The organism is Candidatus Liberibacter americanus str. Sao Paulo (assembly GCF_000496595.1).
Lineage (GTDB): Bacteria > Pseudomonadota > Alphaproteobacteria > Rhizobiales > Rhizobiaceae > Liberibacter > Liberibacter americanus.
In genome coordinates this window covers 69262-94027 of the sequence record NC_022793.1, presented here as the reverse complement: position 1 = coordinate 94027, position 24766 = coordinate 69262, and the positions used below count along the sequence as shown (strand labels likewise).

Sequence of the window (24766 nt, the reverse complement as noted above, 5' to 3'; positions counted from 1 at the left end):
CTATATAATAGACTTTTATCCTTTTTTTATGATAAATTCAATTAAAAGATATAAAATATATATAAAAATACCTATAATTGTTTTTTTATTTTATATAATTTATTATTTTTTGAGTTGCTTATTAAGTTTGATCTATACATATTATTTCGATAAATATCACTTTAATAGCAAAGTAATATTTAAATTATAATGCTAGATCTTCTATAAAGATTTCATTTTTATTGAATTATGTTTTTATATTCGTTATACAGATTTAAATCAGGGATAAATCTTTATAAAAACATATAACATATTTATGATTATTACATCATAGTATAAATTCATAAAATTATCTTAAAATACCTGATTATAATCCATATTTAATCGTTATTACTTATAAGATTATTTCTTTATTAAGATAATTATAACATATTTAATTTGATAATATTAGCTGACATAAACATAAGGTTTTGCTTCTATAACTTTATCCTCTGATAAAGTCATTTCCATTTTTAATCCATATTTTTTAAATTTTATTTCTTTCGTAGAGTTGTCAAATATTTTTGTTTTTTTTGCTCTGAGTATATCAGCGTCATATTTAGCTGTGATTTTAACGGTGTCTTGATGCATCGTATCAATTTTATAAATAATTTTACGATTTTTTAATAAGCATCCAGCTAGACCTTCTACATTTTTTCTGAGATGATTACTAATATTAAAGAAAATACTTTGATTAGCAAAAGCAGAAATTAGCTGTGCTTTTTTAGGATCTTTAGATAATATTTCTTTAATTAGTTTAATTGTCTTTTCTGGATTTTTGGGGGTTCCAATCTTGCCATTTATTTCATATTTAGATCGGGCTGCATCTCTTATAAATTTATCACTTAATTGTAGATTACCCAGATCCTTGAAGTCTTTAAACATTATGTCCGTATATTCTTTGAGCATTATATCTTCGTATTTTGATAAATTTGCAGGTTGCCATTTTGATTGTTTTATGGTTTTTAGTGTTTTGGCAAAATATTTTGAAGGTGCAGACTTAACTGTGTATGGCAACATGTCTTTTGTGTGAACATCTACTTTTCCCGAGACTTTATCTCCAATTTTTTCACCTTTTTTATATATAATTTTCCCTTCATTATATAGTGATGTTAATTTTTGATCTGCTATATTTGTGAATGATTTTGCGATTTTTTTATTTATATTGCTATTTTTTTCACTATGTATAGTTACATTTTCTGCATTTATGGAATTAACGCTCACTGTTTCTTTTTTTATTGAGATATTGCCTTCTTCTTTTATTATTTTTCTTGGTATATATTCGGTTTTTATTTCAGCATTACTTTCTTTTATTATTGATGATGTGACATTTTTTAATTCAATTGAAGCTTTGCCACCTTTCATAGTACGGCCGAATTTTGTTGTTATAGATCCTGCTTTAATAACTGATCCTATTAACTTGCTACCTATCCCTATAATTGGTACTAATGTCAAAACATCGGTAACAATTCCGAAAATTCCCCATTTAGTTTCCCCTTTTTTAAATGCTTGGATAGTTCCATAAATAGGGATTGAGTTAATTGCCGCATTTTTTGCTATCTCTAATATATTTTTTATAGTAGAATTTTCAATTTGCTTAATATTATTGTTGCTATTACAATCCGTATTATTAGAACATACATGTCCTATAACGGAATCTGTTCTCTGCCTTATAACAGAATCTGTATTGACTGTGCTATTTTTAATTTCTGTAATACCCATAATAGTAATTCCTAAATATATAAATTGAAATATTTTTATTAAATATAATTTTTATAATTTTGTTAGTTTCATGCTTCCATTATTAAAAACAAATATAACTAATAAGTGTAAAAATAAGGATCAGCGCTAATGATTTTATCTGGAGATAGCTTTAATTCGATTTTATGTCCGTATCCATTAAGTTTTTTTATATTGTCATAGCCATCGCCTTTTTCAAATGTTGGTATCGTTTTTGTTTCATAGGTGGCTTTTATTTGCATAATATTATTGTCTAGAGTATTAATTTCAAAAATAGTTTTACCATTTTTTGAACCATACAACTGTTGTCCAAGTCTTGGATCTGTTTTCATTATATGTATGCTAAGATTTGGGAAAATAGCTTGATTAGAAAAAGTAGAAATAAGTTGAAGCCTGCGATTATCTTGATGAACCATATCTTTAATTTCTTCTATCATTTTTTCAGGATTACTTTTATTGATAACTTTTCCGTTTATTATGTATGTAGAACGCGTTAAATCGAGACTTAATTGATTATTTATTGAATCTCCTAATTTATGAAAATCTTCCAACATCTCTTCCATCATATTTTTTAATTCTTTTTTATCTTCTTCCGTATAATTTCCCATTTTCCATTTTTGATTTTCAGTCATTATGGATGGTTTGATTTCATATGGTAACGGTAATTTTTCTTTACCATTATTGATATCTTCCAATGACGTATAACTATGATTTGAATCTTCAATGTAAGAGGGTTCTTTTTGTTGCTTATCCAAGATTAATGTATTTTCTATTTTAGTTTCATCGCTTACAGTTTTGATAGGATTCTCTGTGTATTTTTTGTATATATTCTTATCTTCTATAATAGATTTAGCTACAGATATTTCTTTTTCTACTTTTATTGCCTCAGATATTTCTTTTTCTACTTTTATTGCATTTACTACGTCTGAGGTTGCTTTAACTGCTTTGGCTGTAGCAAGTAATCCTTTGGCTTCCCTCGTAGCAATAGATGCTGCGAATGCTAATTTGGCAGAGCTTCCTAAAACTGGTACTAATGTCAAAATATCGGTAGCAATTCCGAAAATTCCCCATCCAATTTCTCCTTTTTTAAATGATTGGATAGTTCCATAAATAGGAATTGAGCTCATTAATACATCTTTTGCTACTTGTGATACCTTATCCATAGTAGAACTTTGAATAGAATTTTTAGCAGGTATAATAGTATCAGATTTGATGTCAGAATGTATATTAGTATAATGTTCTTGTCTTATAATAGAGCCTGCGTTGGTAATTTTTGTAATACTCATAATATTAATTCCTAAATATATTCATTAAAATACTATTTTTAATGTTGTTATATATAATTTTATTATAATTATAATTTATATTATAATATAGTTTATTAAAATTTTAATTTATTATTACTTTTAAATAAATATAAATATTTATTATTAATTATTTTCGAATAAATTATCTAATTTAATCTATAAATATATAAAAGATTATACTTATTAAATAATAATAATTTTTATTTTTAATGACATTGTGATAACTTTTTAACCTATGCCACCAGTATTTGTTTAATGCAAATATCCCTTATATTTTGATACTTTTCCTATGTGTTAAATACATTTAATTAAATAATCTAAGTATCTAGTCTTTGATATTCGGATCGTTTAATTTTTTTATATGCCGAATTCCATGTCTATATGCATTTTCAGATATAATTTCTTAATGAAACAACTTTTATTTAATATTATTCAATTTATCTCCTAGTTTTTCTCCTAATTGCCATCCTTTGCCATACAAATATTTACCTGCTTTGTAAGTAGGTAGGAATCCTGGATCAATTGACTCTATTGCTTTTAATATAAATTTTTTGCCATAGTATTTAAGGGGTGCATTTTCCTTGGCAATATTTTTAGCCAATTCAGCTTCGATTTTACTTGATTTTGCTGCAGCTTCTGCTGTAGCGACGACATGTCTTTCTCGAGCTGCAACATTAGCTATTTTCATTGTTTCTGCAACTACTTTGGTTTCGACTTTCATAGCAACTCCTCCTCCTCTTATTAAAGATCCGGCGAATTTAACACTGAAGCCAAGAGCTGGTACTAATGTCAAAAAATCGGTAGCAATTCCGAAAATTCCCCATCCAATTTCTCCTTTTTTAAATGATTGGATAGTTCCATAAATAGGAATTGAGCTGATTGCCGCTTCTTTTGCTATGTTTAATATATTATCTATAACAGGAGTTTCAGTTGGCTTAATATTATCGTCTATATTAGGCGTTCTATTAGCAATCATCCTTTGATATTTAATGATATCTTTATTAATAGGATTATTGAGATCTTTATTAATAGGATTATTTTGAATTATTGAAGTATCCATAGTATTAATATCCTAAATATATTAATTAAAATAATTTTTATATTATTATACATAATATTTTAGAAAAATTGTAACTTATATGTAAATATAGTTTATTATATCTTTAATTTATTTTTACTTTTTAGTAATATTGATATTATATTTAATAAAAATTTATTAATATACGTGATATTTATTAATTATACTATAATATAATATAGTTATTTATATATATAAATATAAATTATGTGTTAATACATGATATAATAGAGTAAAATGCTAATATAACTTAATATATTAAATAGAAACATTATTTATGACGATATAAAAGAAAATTAATCAAATTTAAGCATGCAATTTTCTTGAAATATCTAGATATTTAAAAGAGGTAAAATTTATATTGCCGCTATCAAGAATGTTTTATAGACATAATTTTTAAAATGGCATAAATCAATATTTTAAAAAACCACCCATAGGATGCTTATACGCTGCTGGATAAACATCAAAATTTTAATGTTTATTATAGCCTAGTTCTCTTAGAGCAATTGCGTCACGAGCGGATACGTCCGGATATTCTGGATCTGTTCCAACATCTTTAGTTATCTTCCAAGATCTAGCGCATTTTTTCCCTGATGCTTTTTTGCATTGAACGCTGATATGAGGAACTTCGGTAAGTCTAAATGAATCTGATGGTCCTTCACCATGCACTAAAGTAGTTTCTGAGGTGATGCATATTTCAGCAAAATCTTGACCTTTTAATGCGTCAATTAAAGATTTTTCACTAATGTAAACAACTGGAGCGGTTTCTAAGGATGATCCTATGCGTTTTTCTTTTCTTTCTATTTCTAATGCGCATGTGACTACCTTACGCAATCTAACGATTTTTTTCCATTTTTCAGATAATTCCACGTCTTTCCATTCCTGTGGCAATTCAGGCATTTGCTTAAGATGCACAGATAAATCATTTGTCTCTAGACAACGCCATGCTTCCTCTGCTGTAAACGGTATTATAGGAGCTAGCCAAAGTATAAGATTTCTGCACAACCTTCTTATTACTGCAATGCTGGCAATACGTTTTATGCTAGAAGATGGATCACAATACAGAGCATCTTTGCGTATATCAAAATAGAAAGAAGACAACTCTGTATTGACAAAATCTATCAGGTTACGAATAATTATTTTAAAGTTAAAGTTATCGTATCCTTCGCGTACTAGCTGATCAATTTCAGTCATTCTATGAAGTACTAATCGCTCTAATTCTGGCATTTCAAAAAAGGGCATTTCTTGGCCTTTGTCATGTGATAATACTCCAATCATCCAGCGAATTGTGTTTCTTAATTTACGATAAGAGTCAATATTAGTTTGAATAATATTTTTCCCAAGACGTTGATCATCGTTATAGTCGGAACTTGCCACCCAAAATCTTAGAATATCAGCGCCTGACTCAGAAATGATATCATTAGGAGAGATAACATTCCCTTTTGATTTTGACATTTTTTCGCCTTTTTCATCCACTGCAAATCCGTGGGTAATAAGAGATTTGAAAGGAGAAGATCCTCGAGTTGCACAGCTCTCTAGTAATGAATGCTGAAACCAACCACGGTGTTGATCAGATCCTTCTAAGTATACATCTGCTGGCCATGTCAAATCTTTGTTTTTTTCTAGCGCAAAGGCATGCGTAGCCGCAGAATCAAACCATACATCTAATATATCTTGTGACTGTATCCAAGGTTCAGATGCTCTTTCTCCAAGGAAGAAACCACGCATATTATCATCAAACCACGCGTCAGATCCTTGTTTTTTAAAAACTTCAATAATACGATCATTTACTGCTTCATCTATAAGAATTTCGCCTTTTTCATTATAAAACAAACAAATTGGAATTCCCCAAGCTCTTTGACGTGATAAAACCCAATCAGGACGAGATTCAATCATAGATTGCAAACGATTCTCGCTTGAAGATGGATAAAAATTCGTTTGATTAATTGCAGCAAGAGCACGAGATCTAATAGTTGAGCCATCTCCTAGATTTTTGTCTAAATGTAAAAACCATTGAGGTGCATTCCTAAATATTACGGGCTTCTTTGATCTCCAAGAATGAGGATATGAATGTTCGATAATTACTTTGCCAATAATAGCATGGGCGTCTATCAATGCTGATATAACCTCATCATTCGCATTTCCTTTTTCTCCATTATCATCTAAAACGCGAACATCAGGAAATCCTGGTGCATCAGCAGTGTAAAAGCCTCTATCGTCCACAGGCAATGGAATTTTTGTATCAATTGAATTAGATTCCAGCATATCTTTTGCTGCAATCCATGCTTCAAAATCTTCAACACCATGGCTAGGTGCCATGTGTACAAATCCTGTACCACAATCATTGGAAACAAAATCAGCGTCAATCAATGGGACTGGGAAATCATATCCAATATTATTTAATGGATGAGAACATATAATATTTTTCAGATCTTCAGATTTCACGTCACAAACGAACTCAATGGTCATATTGGTTTTTTTTGCAGTTTCATTTGCTAAAGATTTGGAAAGAATAACTTTTTTTTCCATATTGAAGACATACTTATCATTGCTAGCAACAACCTTATATATTCCATATTCACTCTTTGACGAAAAAGCTATTGCTCTATTCCCAGGTATTGTCCATGGAGTTGTTGTCCAAATTATTATTTGTGTTCCTTTTAAACAATCGGTGGATGATTTAACATGGAATGCTACCCATATAGAATCGCTTTTAATATTGTGATACTCTATTTCTGCTTCTGCTAATGTGGTACGTTCTGCTACTGACCACATTACAGGCTTTGTTCCGCGGTAAACTTGGTTCTTTTTAGCTAGTTTTAAAAGTTCAGAAGCTATAATCGATTCTGACTCTGTATTCATTGTAGTATAAGGATTTTTAAAATTTCCTATTACGCCAAGTCGTTTAAATTCTTCCGATTGAATACTAACCCATTTAGCGGCAAAATTACGACATTCTTGACGAAATTCGTTAATAGGGATATTACTCTTATTTTTTCCTTGCTTGATATATTCACTTTCTATTTTCCATTCAATCGGCAATCCATGGCAATCCCATCCTGGTACGTAATTCGCGTCAAATCCCCTCATTTGAAAAGATCTAACTACAATATCTTTTAGCACCTTATTCAATGCATGTCCTATGTGGATATTTCCGTTAGCATAAGGAGGGCCGTCATGTAATATAAATTTTTTGCGACTTTGTCCAGAATCGCGCAATCTTTCAAACAAATTAATTTCTTCCCAATAAGAGAGCAGTTCAGGCTCTTTTTTGGGCAATCCAGCGCGCATACTAAAGCTGGTATTAGGCAAGTGCAATGTGTCAGAATAGTTATTGTTTTTATTGGTTGTCATTGCTAACTCATTTTAATCAAATATATGGCATATAAGTACAATTTACAGCATATAACAAATTATTTATAAAAGTCCATATCTTTGCCGTATTTGCAGATTATTTTAAACCTCTTGTTTATATTTATAAATATGAACAAGTTTTTAATACATCAAGATATAATGCTATGATTGCTTAAGTCATCAATTTTTTTTGCGACCAATAAAATAATTGGGTTCAATTAAATTATAATTTGAAATAAAATCATTGGCTTGCCCACAATATTTTTGCCATCCATTCTATATTAGAAATATCAACATTATCTATAGGATAACAGCAGTTCAATGACATAAGATCGACAGAATTATCTATTTGATTTATAAGAATCTTTGCAGACATATCGCCTTCATAAGTTTTTATTAAAACACGATCGCCACAATTTACCTGTATAGTAACATTCAAAATTAAGATATCTCCTTTCCTATATAAAGGTAACATGCTGCTATCCTGTATTTGAATAGCGTATATTCCGTTATGAGATGCTTTAATTTCAGGTACGCATATAGTATTCCATTTTTTACCTACAGGATATCCTCCACTATCAAAAAAACCGTCCGAAATATTTTGTGCAAAATCCAAAATAGGGATAACATTATCTTGCTTTTTATTTTTTCCTGTTTCAGAAATTGACGATTCGAGGAATTGATGAATAGTTTCATTAGTAGCCTCTAGTATTTTGGCTATAGATTCAGTAGAAGGCCATCGATTGCGTCCGTCAATTCCTAGTCTTTTGGATTTGTTGAAGGAAGTAGGGTCTAATCCTGCTTTTCGTGCAAGCCCCGAAGGTGTAAGATTATGGCGATTTGCTATCCTATCTATTGATTCCCAGATCTTTTCATGTGAAAATGTTTTCATGATTATCAATGCCTTGTTTTTTTATACATATGTATATATGTGCATATAATAAAATCAAATTCGCTTAAATAGTAACTTTTATTAAACAATAAATTCATTTTATGATCTCCTGGCTATCATTACGAAATGATACAACATTTAGAGATAAAACTATCTTTTTTTCTTATGATGATAACGCTTAATTAGATATATAGCATGTGTTTTAGTGCTTCATTTATGAGAAACAGGAGGAGGTTCCATCTTTATAAAAGTAAATTTTAGGGTAATAAAGGTATCAACATTATAATTAAAATTCCTAAATATGATCCATTAAATAAAAACATTATATAGTATTATTATTTTCCTAAACGCTTTCATAACAAGCTCTGGATTAATTGCACCAGTTAACTTAATATTTTTGTTATTTAATATCAATATAATTACTATGTTTTATTGTTAATCTTCTATGTTATCAAGATATCGTATTCGTTTGTATAATATTGCTTTAGTACTAAATTATTTAGTATAATATGTTCATATATTGGTTTATCAAATACAATTATGGCAATTCTTATGTTATGTATTATTAAATAGTTTTCAGTAATTATTTAAATAAATATAGCATATTATCTTATATTTTGTCTATGAAATATGATTTATATTCAATATTAATAAACAATCGAATTAATGGTGTATCGTTGACATTTATTTGCCAATTCTGCGATACTCAAGCAATTGTTTATTGTTGAGCAAGTATTTAGATATGGGGCTTATCTTGACATTGTTATGGTTTTTTAAATGATTCGTTTTATTTCAATATTTTTCTCTTTTATAGCGATTATTTTTTATTCAGATATATCTTTAGCTAATTTTCGAGTTTGTAATGAAACCAATTATTTAGTAGGTATTTCGCTGGGACAGCCATCTATAAAAGGTGGATGGATAACTAAAGGATGGTGGCAAATTCCTATGAATACTTGTGAAACTATTTTAAAAGGCGATTTAGATTCAAGGTATTACTATTTATATGCGGAAGGATCTGATAATAATGCACATTGGATTGGTGATATTCAAATGTGTGTGGGACAGGACGTATTTACAATTGTGGGAATAAATGATTGTTATGCTCGCGGCTACCTTAAAGTTGGATTTACTGAGTATGATACGGGACAACATGCAAGTTGGACAGTTCATTTAACTAAACCTTCATCAAAGTGAGGACTAATAAATAATGCATAACCTTCGCAAAATTAAAATTATTGCTACATTAGGTCCTTCATCTTCTTCAGAAGATGTTATTCGCGGTTTGCATGAAGCAGGTGTAAATGTTTTTCGTATTAACATGAGCCATACAAGCCATGGCATGATGTATGATCTTATAAAGAAGATACGTTCAGTGGAATTACAGTTTCAGTGTCCTATAGGCATTTTAATAGATTTACAAGGACCTAAGTTTCGTGTCGGAAAATTCGCAGATTATAGAGTTTGTCTACAATCTGGGGACATTTTTACTTTTGACAACAATGATTCTCCTGGAAATGCTGATCGTGTTTTTTTGCCTCATCCAGAGGTATTTGAATATGTAAAGGCGGGAGATCGTTTGATTATTGATGATGGTAGATTAAAGCTATGCGTACAGGAAACAGGTAAAGATTTTATAAGATGTCAAGTGGTTTCTGGTACTGTTATTTCTGATCGAAAGGGGATTTCATTCCCAGATACGTTTTTACCTACTCAGGCTTTAACTAGAAAAGATCGTGAAGATTTAGACGTCGCTTTAAAAACTGAAGAAATAGATTGGATTGCTCTTTCCTTTATTCAGTCTGTTGATGATCTTAAGGAAATTCGCAAAATTATTTCTGAACAACAAGTAGGTTTAATGTCAAAGATTGAAAAATCACGAGCCATTGAATTTGCATCAGAGATAATACAATTATCAGACGCTGTCATGGTTGCGCGTGGAGATCTTGGTGTAGAGGTTCCGTTTGAATCCGTTCCGGGTATCCAAAGGAAATTAATTCGTATTGCTCGTCAGTTAGGTAAGCCAGTTGTCATTGCAACTCAGATGCTCGAATCTATGATTATGTCTCCTATTCCAACTCGTGCTGAGGTGTCTGATGTGGCAAATGCGGTATTTGAGGAGGCTGATGCTATTATGCTTTCAGCTGAAACTGCTTCAGGATCTTATCCCATTGATTCTGTTAAGACTATGTCATTGATTGCTTCTTCTGCTGAAAGAGATTCGACTTGGCTGGAGATGCGATCTCTTCGTAGAATTGAGCCTGATGAAACGGGTGCCGATGTTATATCTTCGGCTGCACGACATATATCAGAAAAACTTCGTTTATCTGCAATTGTTTGTTATACTGCCTCTGGAGCAACAGGATTGCGAGCCGCGCGTGAGCGTCCAAAAATAGGTATATTAGTTGCATTATCTCCAGTTATTAGAACCGCACGTAGATTATCTCTAGTCTGGGGTATTCACTGTGTGGTAACTGATGACGCTTATGATTTGGATGATATGGTGAATCGCGCTTGTCGTATTGTTGTTGAACATGGATTTGGAAATCCAGGAGATCGCATAATAATTTCTGCGGGGCTACCACTAGGAACTCCTGGCTCGACTAATATGTTGCGCATTGCTTATGTAGGATCCGATGGATTAAGTGGCGTTTGAAAAAATATTTATATTCTAATTTTTATAAAGTTTAATAATCCTAATATTATACTAAATATAATTTCTATATTATCTATCTTATTAAATCGTTTTCAATTGAGAAATTTCTTGATTATTATTTTAAATTAATATGAATCTTATCTAATATTTATTTGCAAATATGTATGAATCGATTACCAATATTAGCTATATTTTATTAAATATTGGTAGCTTATAACTTATGTTAATTCCATATTACTTTTTGTTTTTTTCTAAAATGCCATATATTTGTATAAGTACTTAAATTTTTTTAAACAAATTATTTATATTTCGTTAATTATTTTTTTAACACTGGTCGATTTATAGTTTTTATATCATGCTATCGTTTATATTATATCATTTTTTGATCGATAGTTGATTTTCATATTTACGCATTGTAATTGGCAATGGATAAAATAAATATTTTTTTGTCAAATTAAGAATAGGATATTAGTGCTATATTTTGGTTTATCTGTATATTTATAATTGCATAATATATATTATATATCCTAATGCATATCTATAATATGCCAATACACCATTTAAAAAATAATTAAACGCCACTCAAAAATTATTTCGTTAAAATAGTAAATATAATTGAAATAAGCTTTAGCTATTTTATCTGGAATTACAACTGTATATATTTGAGTGGCAAAAGGACTTTTGTTTATCATTAAATCCATAGGACTTTTATAATTTCATATGTTTTTTGTCCTCCAGGAGCATTTACTTCTATTGTATCTCCAACTTCTTTGCTAATTAGAGCTTTTGCTATTGGAGACGATATAGATACTAGACCTGATTTGACATCAGCTTCCTGATCTCCAACGATTTGATAAACTTTTTTCTCGTTGTTATCAATATCTATAAGTTCAACTGTGGCGCCAAATGCTATTTTAGATCCTGATATTTTAGATAAATCAATTACTTCTACGCGCGCTATAATACTTTCAATCTCTACTAATCTTCCTTCATTAATGCTATGTAGTTCTTTTGCTGCATGATATTCAGCATTTTCAGAAATATCTCCGTATGCACGAGCTTCAGATACGGCTTTTATAATTCTAGGGCGCTCTTCTTGTTGCCTCCAGCGTAATTCTTTCTGAAGCTTAGATAATCCATTAGGGGTCATAGGAATTTTTTCTACCATAATTATATCCTTGCAATAAAAACGCCTTCTATAATAAGAGGCATATGGAACTTATAGATCTTTTTAGTGAAATTTTATTTGGTATATTATATAACGTCGCCTACATTTTAACAGTTTATTCTTTTTTTTAATAAATACAATTAGGGTAAAACGCATTAAAACATAAAATTAATTATTAAGATAGCTTTGAAGTGTGTAAACTTCAAGGCTGTCTGACTTAAGTGCTTGGATAGCTTGAGCCGCGGCTTCTGCTCCCGCTAAAGTAGTATAGTAAGGTATTTTCCTAACTAAAGTCGCTCTTCTTAGTGACTTAGAATCTTCTATGGCCTTGCTGCCTTCTGTTGTGTTAATTACTAAATGAATCTCATAATTGCTAATTGCATCTTCAATATGAGGCCTTCCTTCCAGTACCTTATTAATTTTATGAGTTTCTACACCATAAGAAGATAGAAAGCGGGCTGTTCCTTCGGTTGCCATAACCTTAAATCCTAGATTTTTTAGAAGTTTTATTATTGGCGCTATACGCTTTTTGTCCTTATCTCTAACAGAAACAAAAACAGTCCCTTCACGTGGAAGATCCACCCCAGCGCCTAATTGTGATTTTGCGAATGCTAGAGGGAAATCATGGTCAATTCCAATGACTTCTCCTGTTGATCGCATTTCAGGCCCGAGTAGGATATCAATCCCAGGGAATCTATTAAAAGGAAACACCGATTCTTTAACAACAAAATGTTTGAGTTGATATAGATTAGGTTTTTTGCCATATGCAGATATGGCATCATCAAGACTTTCACCTGCTATAATACGAGCAGCAACTTTGGCGATTGGTAAGCCGATAGCTTTAGCAACAAAAGGTACTGTACGCGATGCACGGGGATTGACTTCTAAGATGTAAATATTGCTATCTTTGATTGCATATTGAACATTAATCAATCCTATAACATTTAATGATTTGGCTAAAGATTTTGTTTGAAAAATTATTTCATCCGTCATTTGTTTTGATAGTGAACGGGATGGTAATGAGCAAGCAGAATCTCCAGAATGAATTCCTGCTTCTTCAATATGCTCTAAAATTCCCACTACTAATACTTGATCATTATCGCATAAAGCGTCAACATCTATCTCTATAGCATCAGATAAATAACTATCAAATAATAATGGATTTTTGCCGAGAAGTGTATTTATTTGTCCAGTTTTATCATTTGGATAGCGTTGTTTGATTTCCTCTGATACAAGTTCAGGCAGTGTTTCAAGTAGATAGCCTTGCAACATTTTTTCAGAGTGAACAATCTGCATTGCTCTGCCTCCTAAAACATAAGATGGGCGAATTAAAATAGGGAAGCCAATTTCAGATGCTACCAGGCGTGCTTGTTCTACTGAGTGAGATATGCCGTTTTTAGGCTGATTAAATCCTAACTTCATTAATAATTTTTGGAAACGATAACGATCTTCGGCTAAGTCTATTGAATCAGGTTGTGTGCCGAGTATAGGAATGTTATTTTTCTCAAGTGTTTTCGCAATTTTTAACGGTGTTTGTCCTCCAAATTGTACTATTACGCCTATTAATTCTCCTTTTTTTTGTTCTACATGCAAAATTTCAAGCACATCTTCTTCTGTTAATGGCTCAAAATACAATCTATCAGCTATATCATAGTCCGTCGATACAGTTTCAGGATTGCAATTGATCATTATTGTTTCAAATCCTGCTTCTTTTAAAGAAAAAGCAGCATGGCAACAACAATAGTCAAATTCAATTCCCTGCCCAATGCGATTAGTTCCACTTCCAAGAATCACAATTTTTTTTCTATCAGAAACTTTATTTTCTGATATGCTTTGATTAATAAATGTTTTTTCATATGTAGAATACATATAGGACGTAGGAGACGTAAATTCTCCTGCACATGTATCGATGCACTTGAAAACAGGATTTACATTTAGTCTATGTCTTAATTCTCTTACTTCATGCTTGGTTTTTCCAGATAATATTGCAAGCCTATAATCTGCAAATCCCATTGCTTTGATATTATGAAGATTTTGAAAATCTGTTGGTATCCCGTGTTCTCTAATTCTATTTTCCATATCAACTATCATTTTGATTTGACCTATAAACCAAGGATCAATGCTAGATGATTTATGTATTTCTTCTGCTGTCATCCCTAAACGCAAAGCTTGTGCTATTTTACGCAGTCTATCGGGGGAAGGAGTGCTAATTGATGCGCGGATTGCATTTTTATCATTTTCTGAACTCATCAAGGGTATTTCGATTTCATCTAATCCACTTAAACCAGTTTCAAGCCCACGCAATGCTTTCTGGAGTGACTCAGAAAAAGTTCGGCCTATAGCCATAACTTCTCCAACAGATTTCATTGAAGTGGTTAGCGTTGTATCAGATCCTGGAAATTTTTCAAAAGCAAATCTAGGTATTTTTGTCACAATATAATCGATTGAAGGTTCGAATGAAGCAGGGGTTTTGCCTCCAGTAATGTCATTACCAAGCTCGTCTAATGTATATCCTACAGCTAATTTAGCTGATATCTTTGCTATAGGGAAACCTGTTGCTTTAGAGACTAATGCAGAAGAACGCGATACTCTTGGGTTCATTTCAATAACTACGAGTCTTCCATCTTTAGGATTAACTGCAAATTGCACATTTGCTCCGCCAGATTCCACGCCAATTTCTCTTATAACTTCAATTGCTGCATTGCGCATTTTCTGGTATTCTTTATCTGTTAAAGTCAGCGCAGGTGCAACGGTAATTGAATCTCCTGTATGGACACCCATGGGATCAATATTTTCAATTGAGCATACAACAATGCAATTGTCTTTTTTATCCCTTATCATCTCCAGCTCATACTCTTTCCATCCTAGGATAGACTCTTCTATTAAAACCTCAGTAGTTGGAGAAGCATTTAGTCCATTTTCAACGATTTCAAAAAATTCTGACTTATTATAAGCTATACCGCCACCTGTTCCGCCCAGTGTAAAAGATGGTCTTATGATTAGAGGTAGGCCTATTTCATCTATAGCTTGCATTGCTACTGCCATAGCATGGCATATATAACGATTTTTTCTATCGTTTTCTTCTAGGTCCCATTTTATTGCTATTTCGTCTAACGCATCATTTAGTTCTTTTCCACAAAGTCTATCTTTTAGATTTGCTAGTGTTATTTCATGGATTTGACGATCGTGATTTTTAATTTCGGCGGCATTTGCAAGAATTGATTTTGGTGTTGCAAGATGAATCTTTTTCATTGCTTTACTGAAGAGATATCTATCTTCAGCTTTATCAATTGCTTCTGGCTTAGCGCCGATCATTTCAACGTTATAACGATCTAGGACGCCCATTCTTCTTAATGAAAGCGCTGTGTTTAATGCTGTCTGTCCTCCCATAGTTGGCAGAAGAGCATCAGGCCGTTCTTTAGCTATGATTTTTGCTACGACTTCTGGAGTTATGGGTTCAATATAAGTAGCATCTGCTAGATCTGGATCTGTCATTATAGTCGCAGGATTAGAATTAACAAGAATAATTCTATATCCTTCTTCACGCAATGCTTTACATGCTTGTGTACCAGAATAGTCAAATTCGCATGCTTGTCCTATCATAATCGGCCCTGCGCCTATTATTAGTATGGATTTAATTTCTTGGCGTTTAGGCATTTATTTTCTCTACTATAATTTCGTAATTATACATTGGTTTAATTTGCTATTCTGATTGCGCATCGGCCTTCTAGGCTATATCAAATATATTTTTCAAGCAACTCTGTTAGTGATAAAATTAATTATTACTTAATATTGATTGTTTTTAATCAAAGTAGATAGTTATTATAAATATGTAACATATGTTTATTAAATTATTTAATAATATTATATTTTACATGTATTATTTTAAATTCTGATTATAGACTTTTTATTTTAATTGTTGTTTTAATATTATTTCATACAAAATTTAGAATAAAAAGGTATTATATTACTAATTATTATTATTATATACAATAATATTATTCCATAAAATTTTATTCTACAATAAGAAGATAATCTAATCTGTTGCAATTTTAATATCAAAAATGTCCACAAGCACGGCGAAAAAGCAAAACAGCTTTTCTTGTGCCATGCTCTATAGCAGTTGCCGTAAATGCATGTCCAATTGATATTTCTGAAATATAATCTATCTTATGTATTAAATTTGGTATGTTTTGTATAGTTAAGTCATGTCCAGCATTGATTTTAAAATGCATTTCTTTAGCAATATAAGCTGTAATATATAATTTTTCTAACTGAATAATTGCTTGATTTGGATCGTTATAACAAGCTCCATAAGGTCCCGTGTAAAGCTCAATGCAATCGGCTCCAGTTTGTTTAGCGGCCTTAATAGGCTCTTCTTTTCCTTCGCTATCAGTGAAAAGTGATACTCTAGATCCTAAAGATTGCAATCTGGATACAGATTCTGTGAGAAGTTTTTTGTTTTCAATGAAATTCCATCCATGATCAGATGTGAGCTGGTCAGGTTCATCCGGAACAAGAGTGACTTGTTCTGGCTTGTAAAGTTCGCACAAGGAAAGGAATTTTTCGCTAGGATATCCTTCGATATTCAGCTCTGCTTTTGGAAATTCTTCATCAATTAATCTACGAAGTTTAGATATGTCCGTAAAACGAATATGACGTTGATCTGGTCGTGGATGTATTGTTAAACCAGAAGCTCCTGACAGTAATGATATTCTTCCTATATCAACTAAATTTGGCCATGGAAGATTGCGGCGATTACGAATCATTGCTATAGCATTAAGATTGATAGATACTTGAGTAGACACTTCGCAAATCCAAATTTAATTATTGAGATATCGATTGTAATATTTTGATATAAAAATAAAAATTATTTTTTGATTTTTTAATTGTTATTTATTAATTTTAGATAAAATATATGGTATTAATAGTTTTGATCACTAAAAAATTATTTGGGTACTAGACAGATTTTGCATGCTCTGGTATGAATTAGCTTCATTGTTTGTTTTTTAGATTATTCATCTCCGAGAGGTGATTTTACAAAGGAAGTGAGATATCCAACGTGTTGGTATTGGTGCGTGATAATAATGTTGAGCAGGCTATGCGTGTCTTGAAAAAGAAGATGCAAGGTGAGGGAATACCACGCGAGTATAAAATGCGCAGTTACTATGAGAAGCCATCGCAAAAGCGAGTGAGGTTGAGATCTGAGGCTATCCGCAGGTCTAGAAAAATAGACCGTAAGATGGCGCAGCGTGAGGGATATATTGCGTCTAGGGTTAGTCGTAGTAAGCGTAAATAATCAATTTTAAGAGGAGTGTTATGCATTGTCTCTCAAGTATTTGATTAAAGTGTTATGGTTTAGTGGATATAGGATTTACCGATTAATATTTAACTCGAAGCCTATGATGCGATTTGCGGTTAAATTTCTTTTGATACTTGTTTTATTTTCCCATCTAGGAGGTTGCTTATACCTTTTAAACGATATTAAAAATAGGCAAGATCTTGATATTTCTTCTCTTAGCTCTGTGATTAGATCTCATCCACGTGATCCTGAAGGTTACAATGTACGTGGAGTGGTTTATGGGGAGTATGGAAAATTTTATGAGGCATTGCAAGATTTCCAAAAAGCTTTACATCTGGATAGATTGTATTATAAGGCATATGTAAATCGTGCTTTAGTATATTATAAAATGGGCAATTTCCCCATGGCGCTTAAAGACTATAATTCTGCTTTGAGCATTAATCCAAATTATAGTGTTGCTTATATAGGTAGAGGGGATGTTTATCGTACTAAGTATTATAATAATCCGATAAAGGCACTTGAAGATTTCAATTATGCTATAAAACTTAAAACTCCTGATTCTGCTAAGGCTTTTTATGGTCGTGCTCTTGTATATCAAGTTTTAGGAAAACATGAGAAGGCAATAGATGATTTTTCTAAAGCTATGTCATTATCATCTTTATATGCAGATCATTATAATGGACGTGGTATTTCTTACTTAGCTATTAAAGATTATAATAATGCTATTGAAGATTTTAAAATTGCCATCAGTATTAATCCAGGAGTAGCTAAGTTTTGGTTTAATCAGGGATTTGCTTACGAAATGCATGCAGATTACGAAGATGCTCTTATGTCTTATAATAAAAGCTTATCAATTGATTATAATGACAATAAAACAAGGGACGCTATTTCTAGGATGAAAGACCTATTGAAGTCTAATTCATTTTTTTGATAATACAAGATGAATTTAAAATGTTTTCTTCGGATTTTTATTTCAATGAATTTTTCATAAAGTATGACTATATAATGGTAAATTTATTTAAGAATTAAGAGATATCAAATATTCAATTATAAAAAGATATTTAATATAAAATATTTAAATAATTATAATCAAATAAACCATGATGAATAAAATACAAAAAAATAGTCATGTCATTACTATATCAATTTTATATACACCATATTCATACAATCTTTATCATAGTATATGGGTATTATGTTTTTTATCGTGATCATTTGCTTGTTTATAGCTTTTTGCATTATCTAACAATGTTATTACATCGAAGTTATCAAAATATTTTTTCTTTTCATTTACTTCATTTATATATGCTTGATAGTTAATAGAATTATTTGTTGATATACAAACTTTTGCAGACAGATCTGTCACTTCATCAGATAAGTCTTGCTTATAAGAGTTCTTAATTATGTGATTAGGTATTTGTTTATTTGTTTTGTTGTTAAGTCCAATTGATAGTAGGTTTTTGGATACGTTATTACGTATATTTCTATCTGTTGCTCCTAATACTACAGCAATAACAGATTTTTCGTTTTGTGATGCGGAAACAATTATATTGAAACCAGATGCACATGTAAAACCAGTTTTCATTCCATCTGCACCTGGATATGTGCCAATTGCCCAATTAGTGTTAGGATATTGCTTTCCGTCTATTGTTATTCCTTTAATTTTAAAATAATTCAAGTACTGAGGGAATTCAGTTTTTATCCTCCAAGATAATATTGCCATATCACGTGCTGTTGAATAATGTCCGTATTTAGTTATTCCATTACTATTCATAAAATTAGTAGATGATAGTCTCATTTTTTTTGCAATATTATTCATTTGTTCGACAAATTTTGATTCTGTGCCATAAATAGATTCAGCAATTGCGACAGCTATATCGTTTGCTGATTTTACATTTAGTAGTTTTAAAGCGTTATCAAGCGTAAGCACTCTTCCTTGATTAAAAGGGCTTTTTGATGGTTCTTGTATAGAGGCGTGCTTACTAATAAAAATTGGTGTCGCAAGTGATATCTTTTTTCGTTTAAGCAAGGAAAAAACGACATAAGAAGTCATTAACTTTGTTAAAGATGCAGGATGGCACGGATGATCAGGATGGTTTTCTTTTATTACATTTCCGGTATTATTATCTATCAATATATAATAAGGTAGATTATCTGTCTCTGCAATAGATATAGATATAAAAGGGTTAATTAATAGCAATATCATTACTGATATTTTTAAAATAAAGTTTAGTACTATTTTAGTTTTTTCTAGCATTTTTTTGGGGATTATTACTCTATAAATATTAGTATATTTCAACTTCTATGATTTCAAAGAACCAGACATCCCACATTTAATTACTATACATATTCTCCTAACATATCAACTTTTTTATATGTAACAATAATTATAAAATGATACTTATATTGCTTTATTAGCCCAGTATTCAATGCGTGTACCACGTATATCTTCTAAGTTTGTTTTTTCTTTATTAAGAAAATTAGATAATCCTTTAATAATGCGCTTTGGTAGTAATATTCCTTCATATATCATTGCTGTATAAAGTTGTATCAAATTTGCACCAGCCATTATTTTTTCGATTGCATCTTCTGTAGAAGATATACCTCCAGTCCCAATAATAGCCATATTTTGGCCAACGCGTTTCCTCATTTTTGCAAGGATTATTGTAGATTTTGTAAAAAGAGGAAGTCCAGATAATCCTCCATTTTTTGTATAGTTCATTGGATTTTTTAAGTTTTCACGGGATAGTGTGGTATTTGCAATAATAATTCCTTCAATTTGTTGAGAAAGTGCTTCATTAGCTTGCATTATATTGGTAAGCAGATTTTTAAGGTTTAGTCTTTTTTGAAGGTTTCTTAGACCTGGTGTGTTAGGAGATGAAATATTGATGGAAAAATAAGATGCAATTTTAAAGAATTTGTGAATACCTGATACATAATCTAAAATAAAGTTTTTGCTATCTTTATTTGCTCCTATATTGACACCAATAGGAGCTGTTTTTTTTATTTTGCAAAGACTTGTAAATATTTCATTGTGTCCTTTATTATTAAATCCTAGTTGATTTATTATTGCCTTTTCGTTCATTAGTCTAAAAATACGAGGGCGCGGATTGCCGGATTGTGGATTAGGGGTAACAGTTCCTATCTCTACAAATCCAAAGCCTATTTTTAATAATTCTAGCGGAACTTCAGCGTTTTTATCATATCCTGCTGCCATTCCTAAGGGATTAGGGAATGATATTCCAGCAACTTTTACACTGAGATTCGGATCGTTCTTTACAGATAAAGATGATAGTAACCCTGACTTTAAGGCTAAGATTGATAAACGATGCGCCGCTTCTGGGTCTAAAAGTAATAAGCTACGCCATGTTATATTTTTAACAATATTAAGCACTATCTAATCATCTCCTGTTGCTGGTGAATATTGGTATCTAATTTTTCTGGAGTTTGTTATTTCCTATATTAGCACAATAATGTTATTTATTTTAAATGATATTGCTGATGCAAGATTAATAACATATAAATTATATCATCTGAATATAGCGCTAATCAAATAACATCAAAACACCATGATAGAATAGATTTTTGAATATGGAGTCTGTTTTCAGCTTCGTCAAAAACTACTGACTGATGTCCATCCATTACTTCATTTGTCACTTCTTGCCCTCTATGACTAGGTAAGCAGTGCATAAATAATGCATCAGGATGTGCTAATGCCATTAGTTTTGAATTCACTTGAAATGGATGAAATATGCTTTCTGCCCTTGCTCTAAATTCTTGATTCATAGATATCCACGTATCCGTTAAAACACAGTGTGCATCTTTAACAGCTTTTTGGGAATCGTTAAACAATGTTACAGATGCTCCCTTGTTTATAGCCCAATTTAAGTATGATTTTTTAGGCTCTGATCCAATCGGTGTGGAGATGTTTAATATATAGCCAAAACTTACTGCTCCTTCTATAAGAGAGTGTAGAACATTATTACCGTCGCCGGTCCAAGCTAATAGTTTATCCTTTATGGATCCTCGATGCTCTTCAAAAGTCATGATATCAGCCATAATTTGGCAGGGATGTGTGTCATCGGTTAAAGCGTTAATCACAGGTATCTTTGCATTTTCTGCTAATTCTAGTAGTCGTGAGTGATCTGTTGTTCGAAACACTATAGCATCTACATAACGAGATAATACTTTTGCTGTATCGCTTATTTTTTCAGCTCGTCCAAGCTGCATTTCTACTCCTGATAAAAATATTGTCTCACCTCCTAGATGCTTCATAGCAACTTCAAAAGATACTCGGGTACGAGTTGATGGTTTCTCAAAAATCATCGCTAGCACTTTTCCAGACAGAGGCTTTTCACTTAAAATTTGATTTGGTGAAGATTTGTTTTTTTTTGCGTTTTCAACTATGTAAGAAAGATCAGATTTTAATATATGTGCTAAATCAAGAAAATGCTTTGGATATCCCATGATATTGGAACCTTTAATTTATATGAAACTTATAATGTAGTATATATTTATATATTATTTTATTTATATCTACTCTTTTATGGCTCTAGTTATGCGTTTTAGCCCTTCATTTATCTCTTCAGCAGTTACATTTAAAGGGGGGGTTATCCTTACTACATTATCGCTGGCTGGAGCTACTAGCAAACATTCACTTTGCATTTTATTTGCCATAATATTTGGATGAAATACTGTTTTTAGCCCTATTAATAATCCTTGTCCTCTTACTTCTAATAGTATGTTAGGAAAACGATTTTTAATATTTTGTAGCCCTTCAAATAATATTTTAGAAATATTGCAAACATTTTCAAGAACATCTTTACATTGAATTATATCAAGCACTTTATTGCCTGTTACCATTGCTAATGCGTTTCCTCCGTATGTAGATCCATGTGATCCAACATTCATATACTTAGCCACTTCGGTTTTTGCTAAGCATGCTCCAACTGGGAACCCTCCGCCTAATCCTTTAGCAAGAGCCATTATATCAGGTGTGATATTAGACCATTCATAAGCAAATAGTTTTCCTGTTCTGCCGCATCCTGTTTGGACCTCATCAAGAATGAGAAGCGCGTCAATACTATTGCAAATTTCGCGCAATTTCCGCAGAAATTCTATCGGCGCCTTTCTAACTCCTCCTTCCCCTTGTATAGGCTCTATTAAAATAGCTGCAGTATCTTTGCTAATACATTTTTCAAGAGATTTGAGGTCAGCAAATTTAACTTGATCAAAGCCTTCAGCTTTTGGGCCGAATCCCTCTAAATATTGTGGTTTTCCACCCGCTGCTATTGTTGCCAAGGTTCTTCCATGAAATGCTCCTTCAAATGTAATGATACGGAATTTATTTTTGTTTCCCCTCATATAATGATAACGACGTGCTGTTTTAATTGCACATTCTACTGATTCGGATCCAGAATTAGTAAAGAAAACTTTCCCATCAAAAGCGTTTTTTGCTAGATTATTTGCAAAAATATCTTGTGCTGTTGATTGATAAAGATTTGAGATATGCCATAGATTATCAGCTTGTGATTTTAATACTGATACTAACGCTGGGTGTGAGTGCCCAAGTGAATTGACTGCGATTCCAGATGCAAAATCTAGGAAAGGAGTGCCATCTTCAGAGAAAAGCCATGAACCTTTCCCTTTTATGAAACGAACATTTGTTCGATTATAAGTATCAAACAAGTGGTTATTACTGTTCATTTAATTTTCCCTATTTAGGCTATTTATAATATAAATCAGATCATTTATAGCATTACTTCTTCGGTAGAATATTTAATAAATCATATTTCTCTTAAAAAGAAAATTGCGTATTTTATAATCTTTTAGATATTTTTAGCGTCATTTTATTTAACCAAGATACTTTTTGCATTCTATTGACGCTTAGATAAGGTATGAATAAGGTTCATAGTTAATAATTAGTTATCATTGATGATTCTTTGAGTGTTTGTTGTCTTAGGATCTTTTTAGCATATGGCTGGAAATTTTAGAAGGTAGGTAAATACAGATGGTCTGGACTAATGAAAGAATTGATAAGCTTAAAAGATTTTGGTCAGAAGGTTTAAGTGCTAGGCAGATTGCCTTACAGCTTGGAGGTGTCAGTCGCAATGCTGTTATTGGTAAGGTGCATAGGTTATTCCTTTCTAATCGTGTCAAATCTGAGGATAGGAAACAGTCTTCATCTGGTCGTAAACACTCAAAATCAAGAGATCCTTCATCTAAGAATCAACATAGTTCCAATATTTGTGTTCGAGAATATGGTCTAAGAGCTCAATCTTCTGTTGCTATTCAAAAGAAAAAAAATAAGTATAAATCAAAGAACAGCCATGAACCTTCAGGAGTTATTGTGCCTATTTCTCGTTGTTTGAGATTGATGGAATTAACGGAAGATACATGTAAGTGGCCTATAGGTGATCCTTTTGGTAAAGATTTTTCTTTTTGTGGCGGTGATGTAAATAATGATTCTCCCTATTGTGATTATCATAAACAGCTTGCGTATCAAAAAGCGAATGATCGTCGTAAGATCCCTGCAAATGCAAAATGATAAATTATATTCGTGATTTTTATAGAGCTATTGTTATTAAGATATATGGTATGTTATAATCATGGTATGTTGGTAATTATTTAATTATTTCTGAAAGATTTTAATAATTGCTTCAATAGATTTCATTTAATAGATGAGTTATTATGTTTATACAAACCGAATCTACTCCTAATCCCGATACTATGAAATTTATTCCTGGAAGAGTTGTATTAGAGAGAGGAACTGTACATTTTTCTAACGCAGAAGAAGCTTTAATATCTCCTCTTGCATCTCGAATTTTTGAAATATCAGGCGTTTCATCTGTTTATTTAGGATATGATTTTATAACTGTTGCAAAAAATACATGTGATTGGGATCAGCTGAAGCCGCCTATTCTGGGTGTTATTATGGAGCACTTTATATCTGATTCTCCGGTTATTTCTGATGGTTGTTTTGATTGGAATGATTCAAGCAACGAAAGTTATGAATGTGATAGTAATATTATTAATAAAATAAAAGATGTGTTAGATAAACGTGTTAGGCCTGCAGTAGCTAGAGATGGCGGAGATATAGTTTTTAAAGGATATCGGGAGGGCACTGTTTTTTTAAGAATGCAAGGATCTTGTTCGGGATGTCCATCTGCCACTGATACTCTAAAGTATGGTGTTATGAACATAATGAATCATTTTGTTCCTGAAGTAAATGATATTCGCCTAGTTTAGAAT

At 31.5% G+C, this 24766-nt stretch carries 18 protein-coding genes; 6 read left to right on the top strand and 12 right to left on the bottom strand.

Going from position 1 to position 24766, the window contains the following annotated elements; genetic code table 11:
• Positions 1-426 precede the first annotated feature (426 nt).
• The 5 genes from LAM_RS00375 to LAM_RS00355 form a co-directional block, all read right to left on the bottom strand.
• Positions 427-1740 carry a hypothetical protein gene (locus LAM_RS00375; protein ID WP_007556842.1) on the bottom strand — a complete coding sequence of 438 codons (1314 nt, stop codon included), beginning with the start codon at positions 1738-1740 and terminating at the stop codon, positions 427-429.
• A 98-nt stretch (positions 1741-1838) separates the two neighbouring features.
• Positions 1839-3044 (bottom strand): hypothetical protein, encoded by a 1206-nt coding sequence (locus tag LAM_RS00370; protein ID WP_023466137.1) that lies wholly within the window; start codon positions 3042-3044, stop codon positions 1839-1841.
• 439 nt (positions 3045-3483) lie between these two features.
• Positions 3484-4125 (bottom strand): hypothetical protein, encoded by a 642-nt coding sequence (locus LAM_RS00365; protein ID WP_023466135.1) that lies wholly within the window; start codon positions 4123-4125, stop codon positions 3484-3486.
• A 489-nt stretch (positions 4126-4614) separates the two neighbouring features.
• A complete protein-coding gene (ileS, locus tag LAM_RS00360; protein ID WP_007556693.1) occupies positions 4615-7497 on the bottom strand; it encodes an isoleucine--tRNA ligase in 2883 nt (960 codons plus the stop codon).
• A gap of 241 nt (positions 7498-7738) precedes the next feature.
• Positions 7739-8389, bottom strand: coding sequence for a S24 family peptidase (locus tag LAM_RS00355; protein ID WP_007556692.1), 651 nt, complete (start codon positions 8387-8389; stop codon positions 7739-7741).
• Positions 8390-9166: 777 nt separating this feature from the next.
• Between LAM_RS00355 and LAM_RS00350 the strand changes: the two genes are divergently transcribed.
• A complete protein-coding gene (locus tag LAM_RS00350) occupies positions 9167-9586 on the top strand; it encodes a DUF1036 domain-containing protein (protein ID WP_007556691.1) in 420 nt (139 codons plus the stop codon).
• Positions 9587-9599: 13 nt separating this feature from the next.
• Positions 9600-11045: a pyruvate kinase gene (gene pyk / locus LAM_RS00345; RefSeq protein WP_007556690.1), complete on the top strand. Its 1446-nt coding sequence runs from the start codon at positions 9600-9602 to the stop codon at positions 11043-11045.
• A gap of 691 nt (positions 11046-11736) precedes the next feature.
• On the opposite strand, the gene greA is transcribed toward pyk, so the two are convergent.
• From greA to LAM_RS00330, 3 genes are all read right to left on the bottom strand, one after another.
• Positions 11737-12213 (bottom strand): transcription elongation factor GreA, encoded by a 477-nt coding sequence (greA, locus tag LAM_RS00340; RefSeq protein ID WP_007556689.1) that lies wholly within the window; start codon positions 12211-12213, stop codon positions 11737-11739.
• Between the two features lie 168 nt (positions 12214-12381).
• Positions 12382-15870, bottom strand: coding sequence for a carbamoyl-phosphate synthase large subunit (carB, locus tag LAM_RS00335; RefSeq protein ID WP_007556688.1), 3489 nt, complete (start codon positions 15868-15870; stop codon positions 12382-12384).
• Positions 15871-16271: 401 nt separating this feature from the next.
• The gene (locus LAM_RS00330; protein ID WP_007556687.1) at positions 16272-17021 is read right to left on the bottom strand and encodes a pyridoxine 5'-phosphate synthase; all 750 of its coding nucleotides are present in this window, start codon (positions 17019-17021) and stop codon (positions 16272-16274) included.
• A gap of 254 nt (positions 17022-17275) precedes the next feature.
• On the opposite strand from LAM_RS00330, the gene rpsU reads away from it, so the two are divergent.
• Positions 17276-17512, top strand: coding sequence for a 30S ribosomal protein S21 (gene rpsU / locus LAM_RS00325; protein WP_007556686.1), 237 nt, complete (start codon positions 17276-17278; stop codon positions 17510-17512).
• A 103-nt stretch (positions 17513-17615) separates the two neighbouring features.
• Entirely contained in the window at positions 17616-18446 is an 831-nt protein-coding gene (locus LAM_RS00320) for a tetratricopeptide repeat protein (protein ID WP_023466132.1), read from the top strand.
• A gap of 246 nt (positions 18447-18692) precedes the next feature.
• Here LAM_RS00320 and LAM_RS00315 read toward each other — a convergent pair whose 3' ends face one another.
• From LAM_RS00315 to LAM_RS00300, 4 genes are all read right to left on the bottom strand, one after another.
• Positions 18693-19772 (bottom strand): D-alanyl-D-alanine carboxypeptidase family protein, encoded by a 1080-nt coding sequence (locus tag LAM_RS00315; RefSeq protein WP_007556684.1) that lies wholly within the window; start codon positions 19770-19772, stop codon positions 18693-18695.
• A gap of 144 nt (positions 19773-19916) precedes the next feature.
• The gene (pyrD, locus tag LAM_RS00310) at positions 19917-20909 is read right to left on the bottom strand and encodes a dihydroorotate dehydrogenase (quinone) (protein ID WP_023466130.1); all 993 of its coding nucleotides are present in this window, start codon (positions 20907-20909) and stop codon (positions 19917-19919) included.
• A gap of 155 nt (positions 20910-21064) precedes the next feature.
• A complete protein-coding gene (gene argF, locus LAM_RS00305) occupies positions 21065-21982 on the bottom strand; it encodes an ornithine carbamoyltransferase (RefSeq protein ID WP_007556682.1) in 918 nt (305 codons plus the stop codon).
• Positions 21983-22051: 69 nt separating this feature from the next.
• Complete coding sequence (locus LAM_RS00300; protein WP_007556681.1) at positions 22052-23221, bottom strand: aspartate aminotransferase family protein; 1170 nt, start codon at positions 23219-23221, stop codon at positions 22052-22054.
• Between the two features lie 304 nt (positions 23222-23525).
• On the opposite strand from LAM_RS00300, the gene LAM_RS00295 reads away from it, so the two are divergent.
• Both LAM_RS00295 and LAM_RS00290 read left to right on the top strand, forming a co-directional pair.
• Positions 23526-24062, top strand: a complete 537-nt coding sequence (locus LAM_RS00295) for a GcrA family cell cycle regulator (protein ID WP_007556680.1) — start codon at positions 23526-23528, stop codon at positions 24060-24062.
• 143 nt (positions 24063-24205) lie between these two features.
• Positions 24206-24763 carry a NifU family protein gene (locus tag LAM_RS00290; RefSeq protein WP_007556678.1) on the top strand — a complete coding sequence of 186 codons (558 nt, stop codon included), beginning with the start codon at positions 24206-24208 and terminating at the stop codon, positions 24761-24763.
• Positions 24764-24766 lie beyond the last annotated feature (3 nt).

What these genes read in the sequence shown, in the direction of transcription:
- LAM_RS00290 (WP_007556678.1), top strand. Translation starts at nt 24,206, where the DNA reads ATGTTTATACAAACCGAATCTACTCCTAATCCCGATACTATGAAATTT.
- LAM_RS00320 (WP_023466132.1), top strand. Translation starts at nt 17,616, where the DNA reads ATGATGCGATTTGCGGTTAAATTTCTTTTGATACTTGTTTTATTTTCC.
- LAM_RS00365 (WP_023466135.1), bottom strand. Translation starts at nt 4,125, where the DNA reads ATGGATACTTCAATAATTCAAAATAATCCTATTAATAAAGATCTCAAT.
- LAM_RS00375 (WP_007556842.1), bottom strand. Translation starts at nt 1,740, where the DNA reads ATGGGTATTACAGAAATTAAAAATAGCACAGTCAATACAGATTCTGTT.
- LAM_RS00315 (WP_007556684.1), bottom strand. Translation starts at nt 19,772, where the DNA reads ATGCTAGAAAAAACTAAAATAGTACTAAACTTTATTTTAAAAATATCA.
- argF (WP_007556682.1), bottom strand. Translation starts at nt 21,982, where the DNA reads ATGGGATATCCAAAGCATTTTCTTGATTTAGCACATATATTAAAATCT.
- LAM_RS00355 (WP_007556692.1), bottom strand. Translation starts at nt 8,389, where the DNA reads ATGAAAACATTTTCACATGAAAAGATCTGGGAATCAATAGATAGGATA.
- carB (WP_007556688.1), bottom strand. Translation starts at nt 15,870, where the DNA reads ATGCCTAAACGCCAAGAAATTAAATCCATACTAATAATAGGCGCAGGG.
- greA (WP_007556689.1), bottom strand. Translation starts at nt 12,213, where the DNA reads ATGGTAGAAAAAATTCCTATGACCCCTAATGGATTATCTAAGCTTCAG.
- LAM_RS00370 (WP_023466137.1), bottom strand. Translation starts at nt 3,044, where the DNA reads ATGAGTATTACAAAAATTACCAACGCAGGCTCTATTATAAGACAAGAA.
- LAM_RS00350 (WP_007556691.1), top strand. Translation starts at nt 9,167, where the DNA reads ATGATTCGTTTTATTTCAATATTTTTCTCTTTTATAGCGATTATTTTT.
- LAM_RS00300 (WP_007556681.1), bottom strand. Translation starts at nt 23,221, where the DNA reads ATGAACAGTAATAACCACTTGTTTGATACTTATAATCGAACAAATGTT.
- pyk (WP_007556690.1), top strand. Translation starts at nt 9,600, where the DNA reads ATGCATAACCTTCGCAAAATTAAAATTATTGCTACATTAGGTCCTTCA.
- ileS (WP_007556693.1), bottom strand. Translation starts at nt 7,497, where the DNA reads ATGACAACCAATAAAAACAATAACTATTCTGACACATTGCACTTGCCT.
- LAM_RS00295 (WP_007556680.1), top strand. Translation starts at nt 23,526, where the DNA reads ATGGTCTGGACTAATGAAAGAATTGATAAGCTTAAAAGATTTTGGTCA.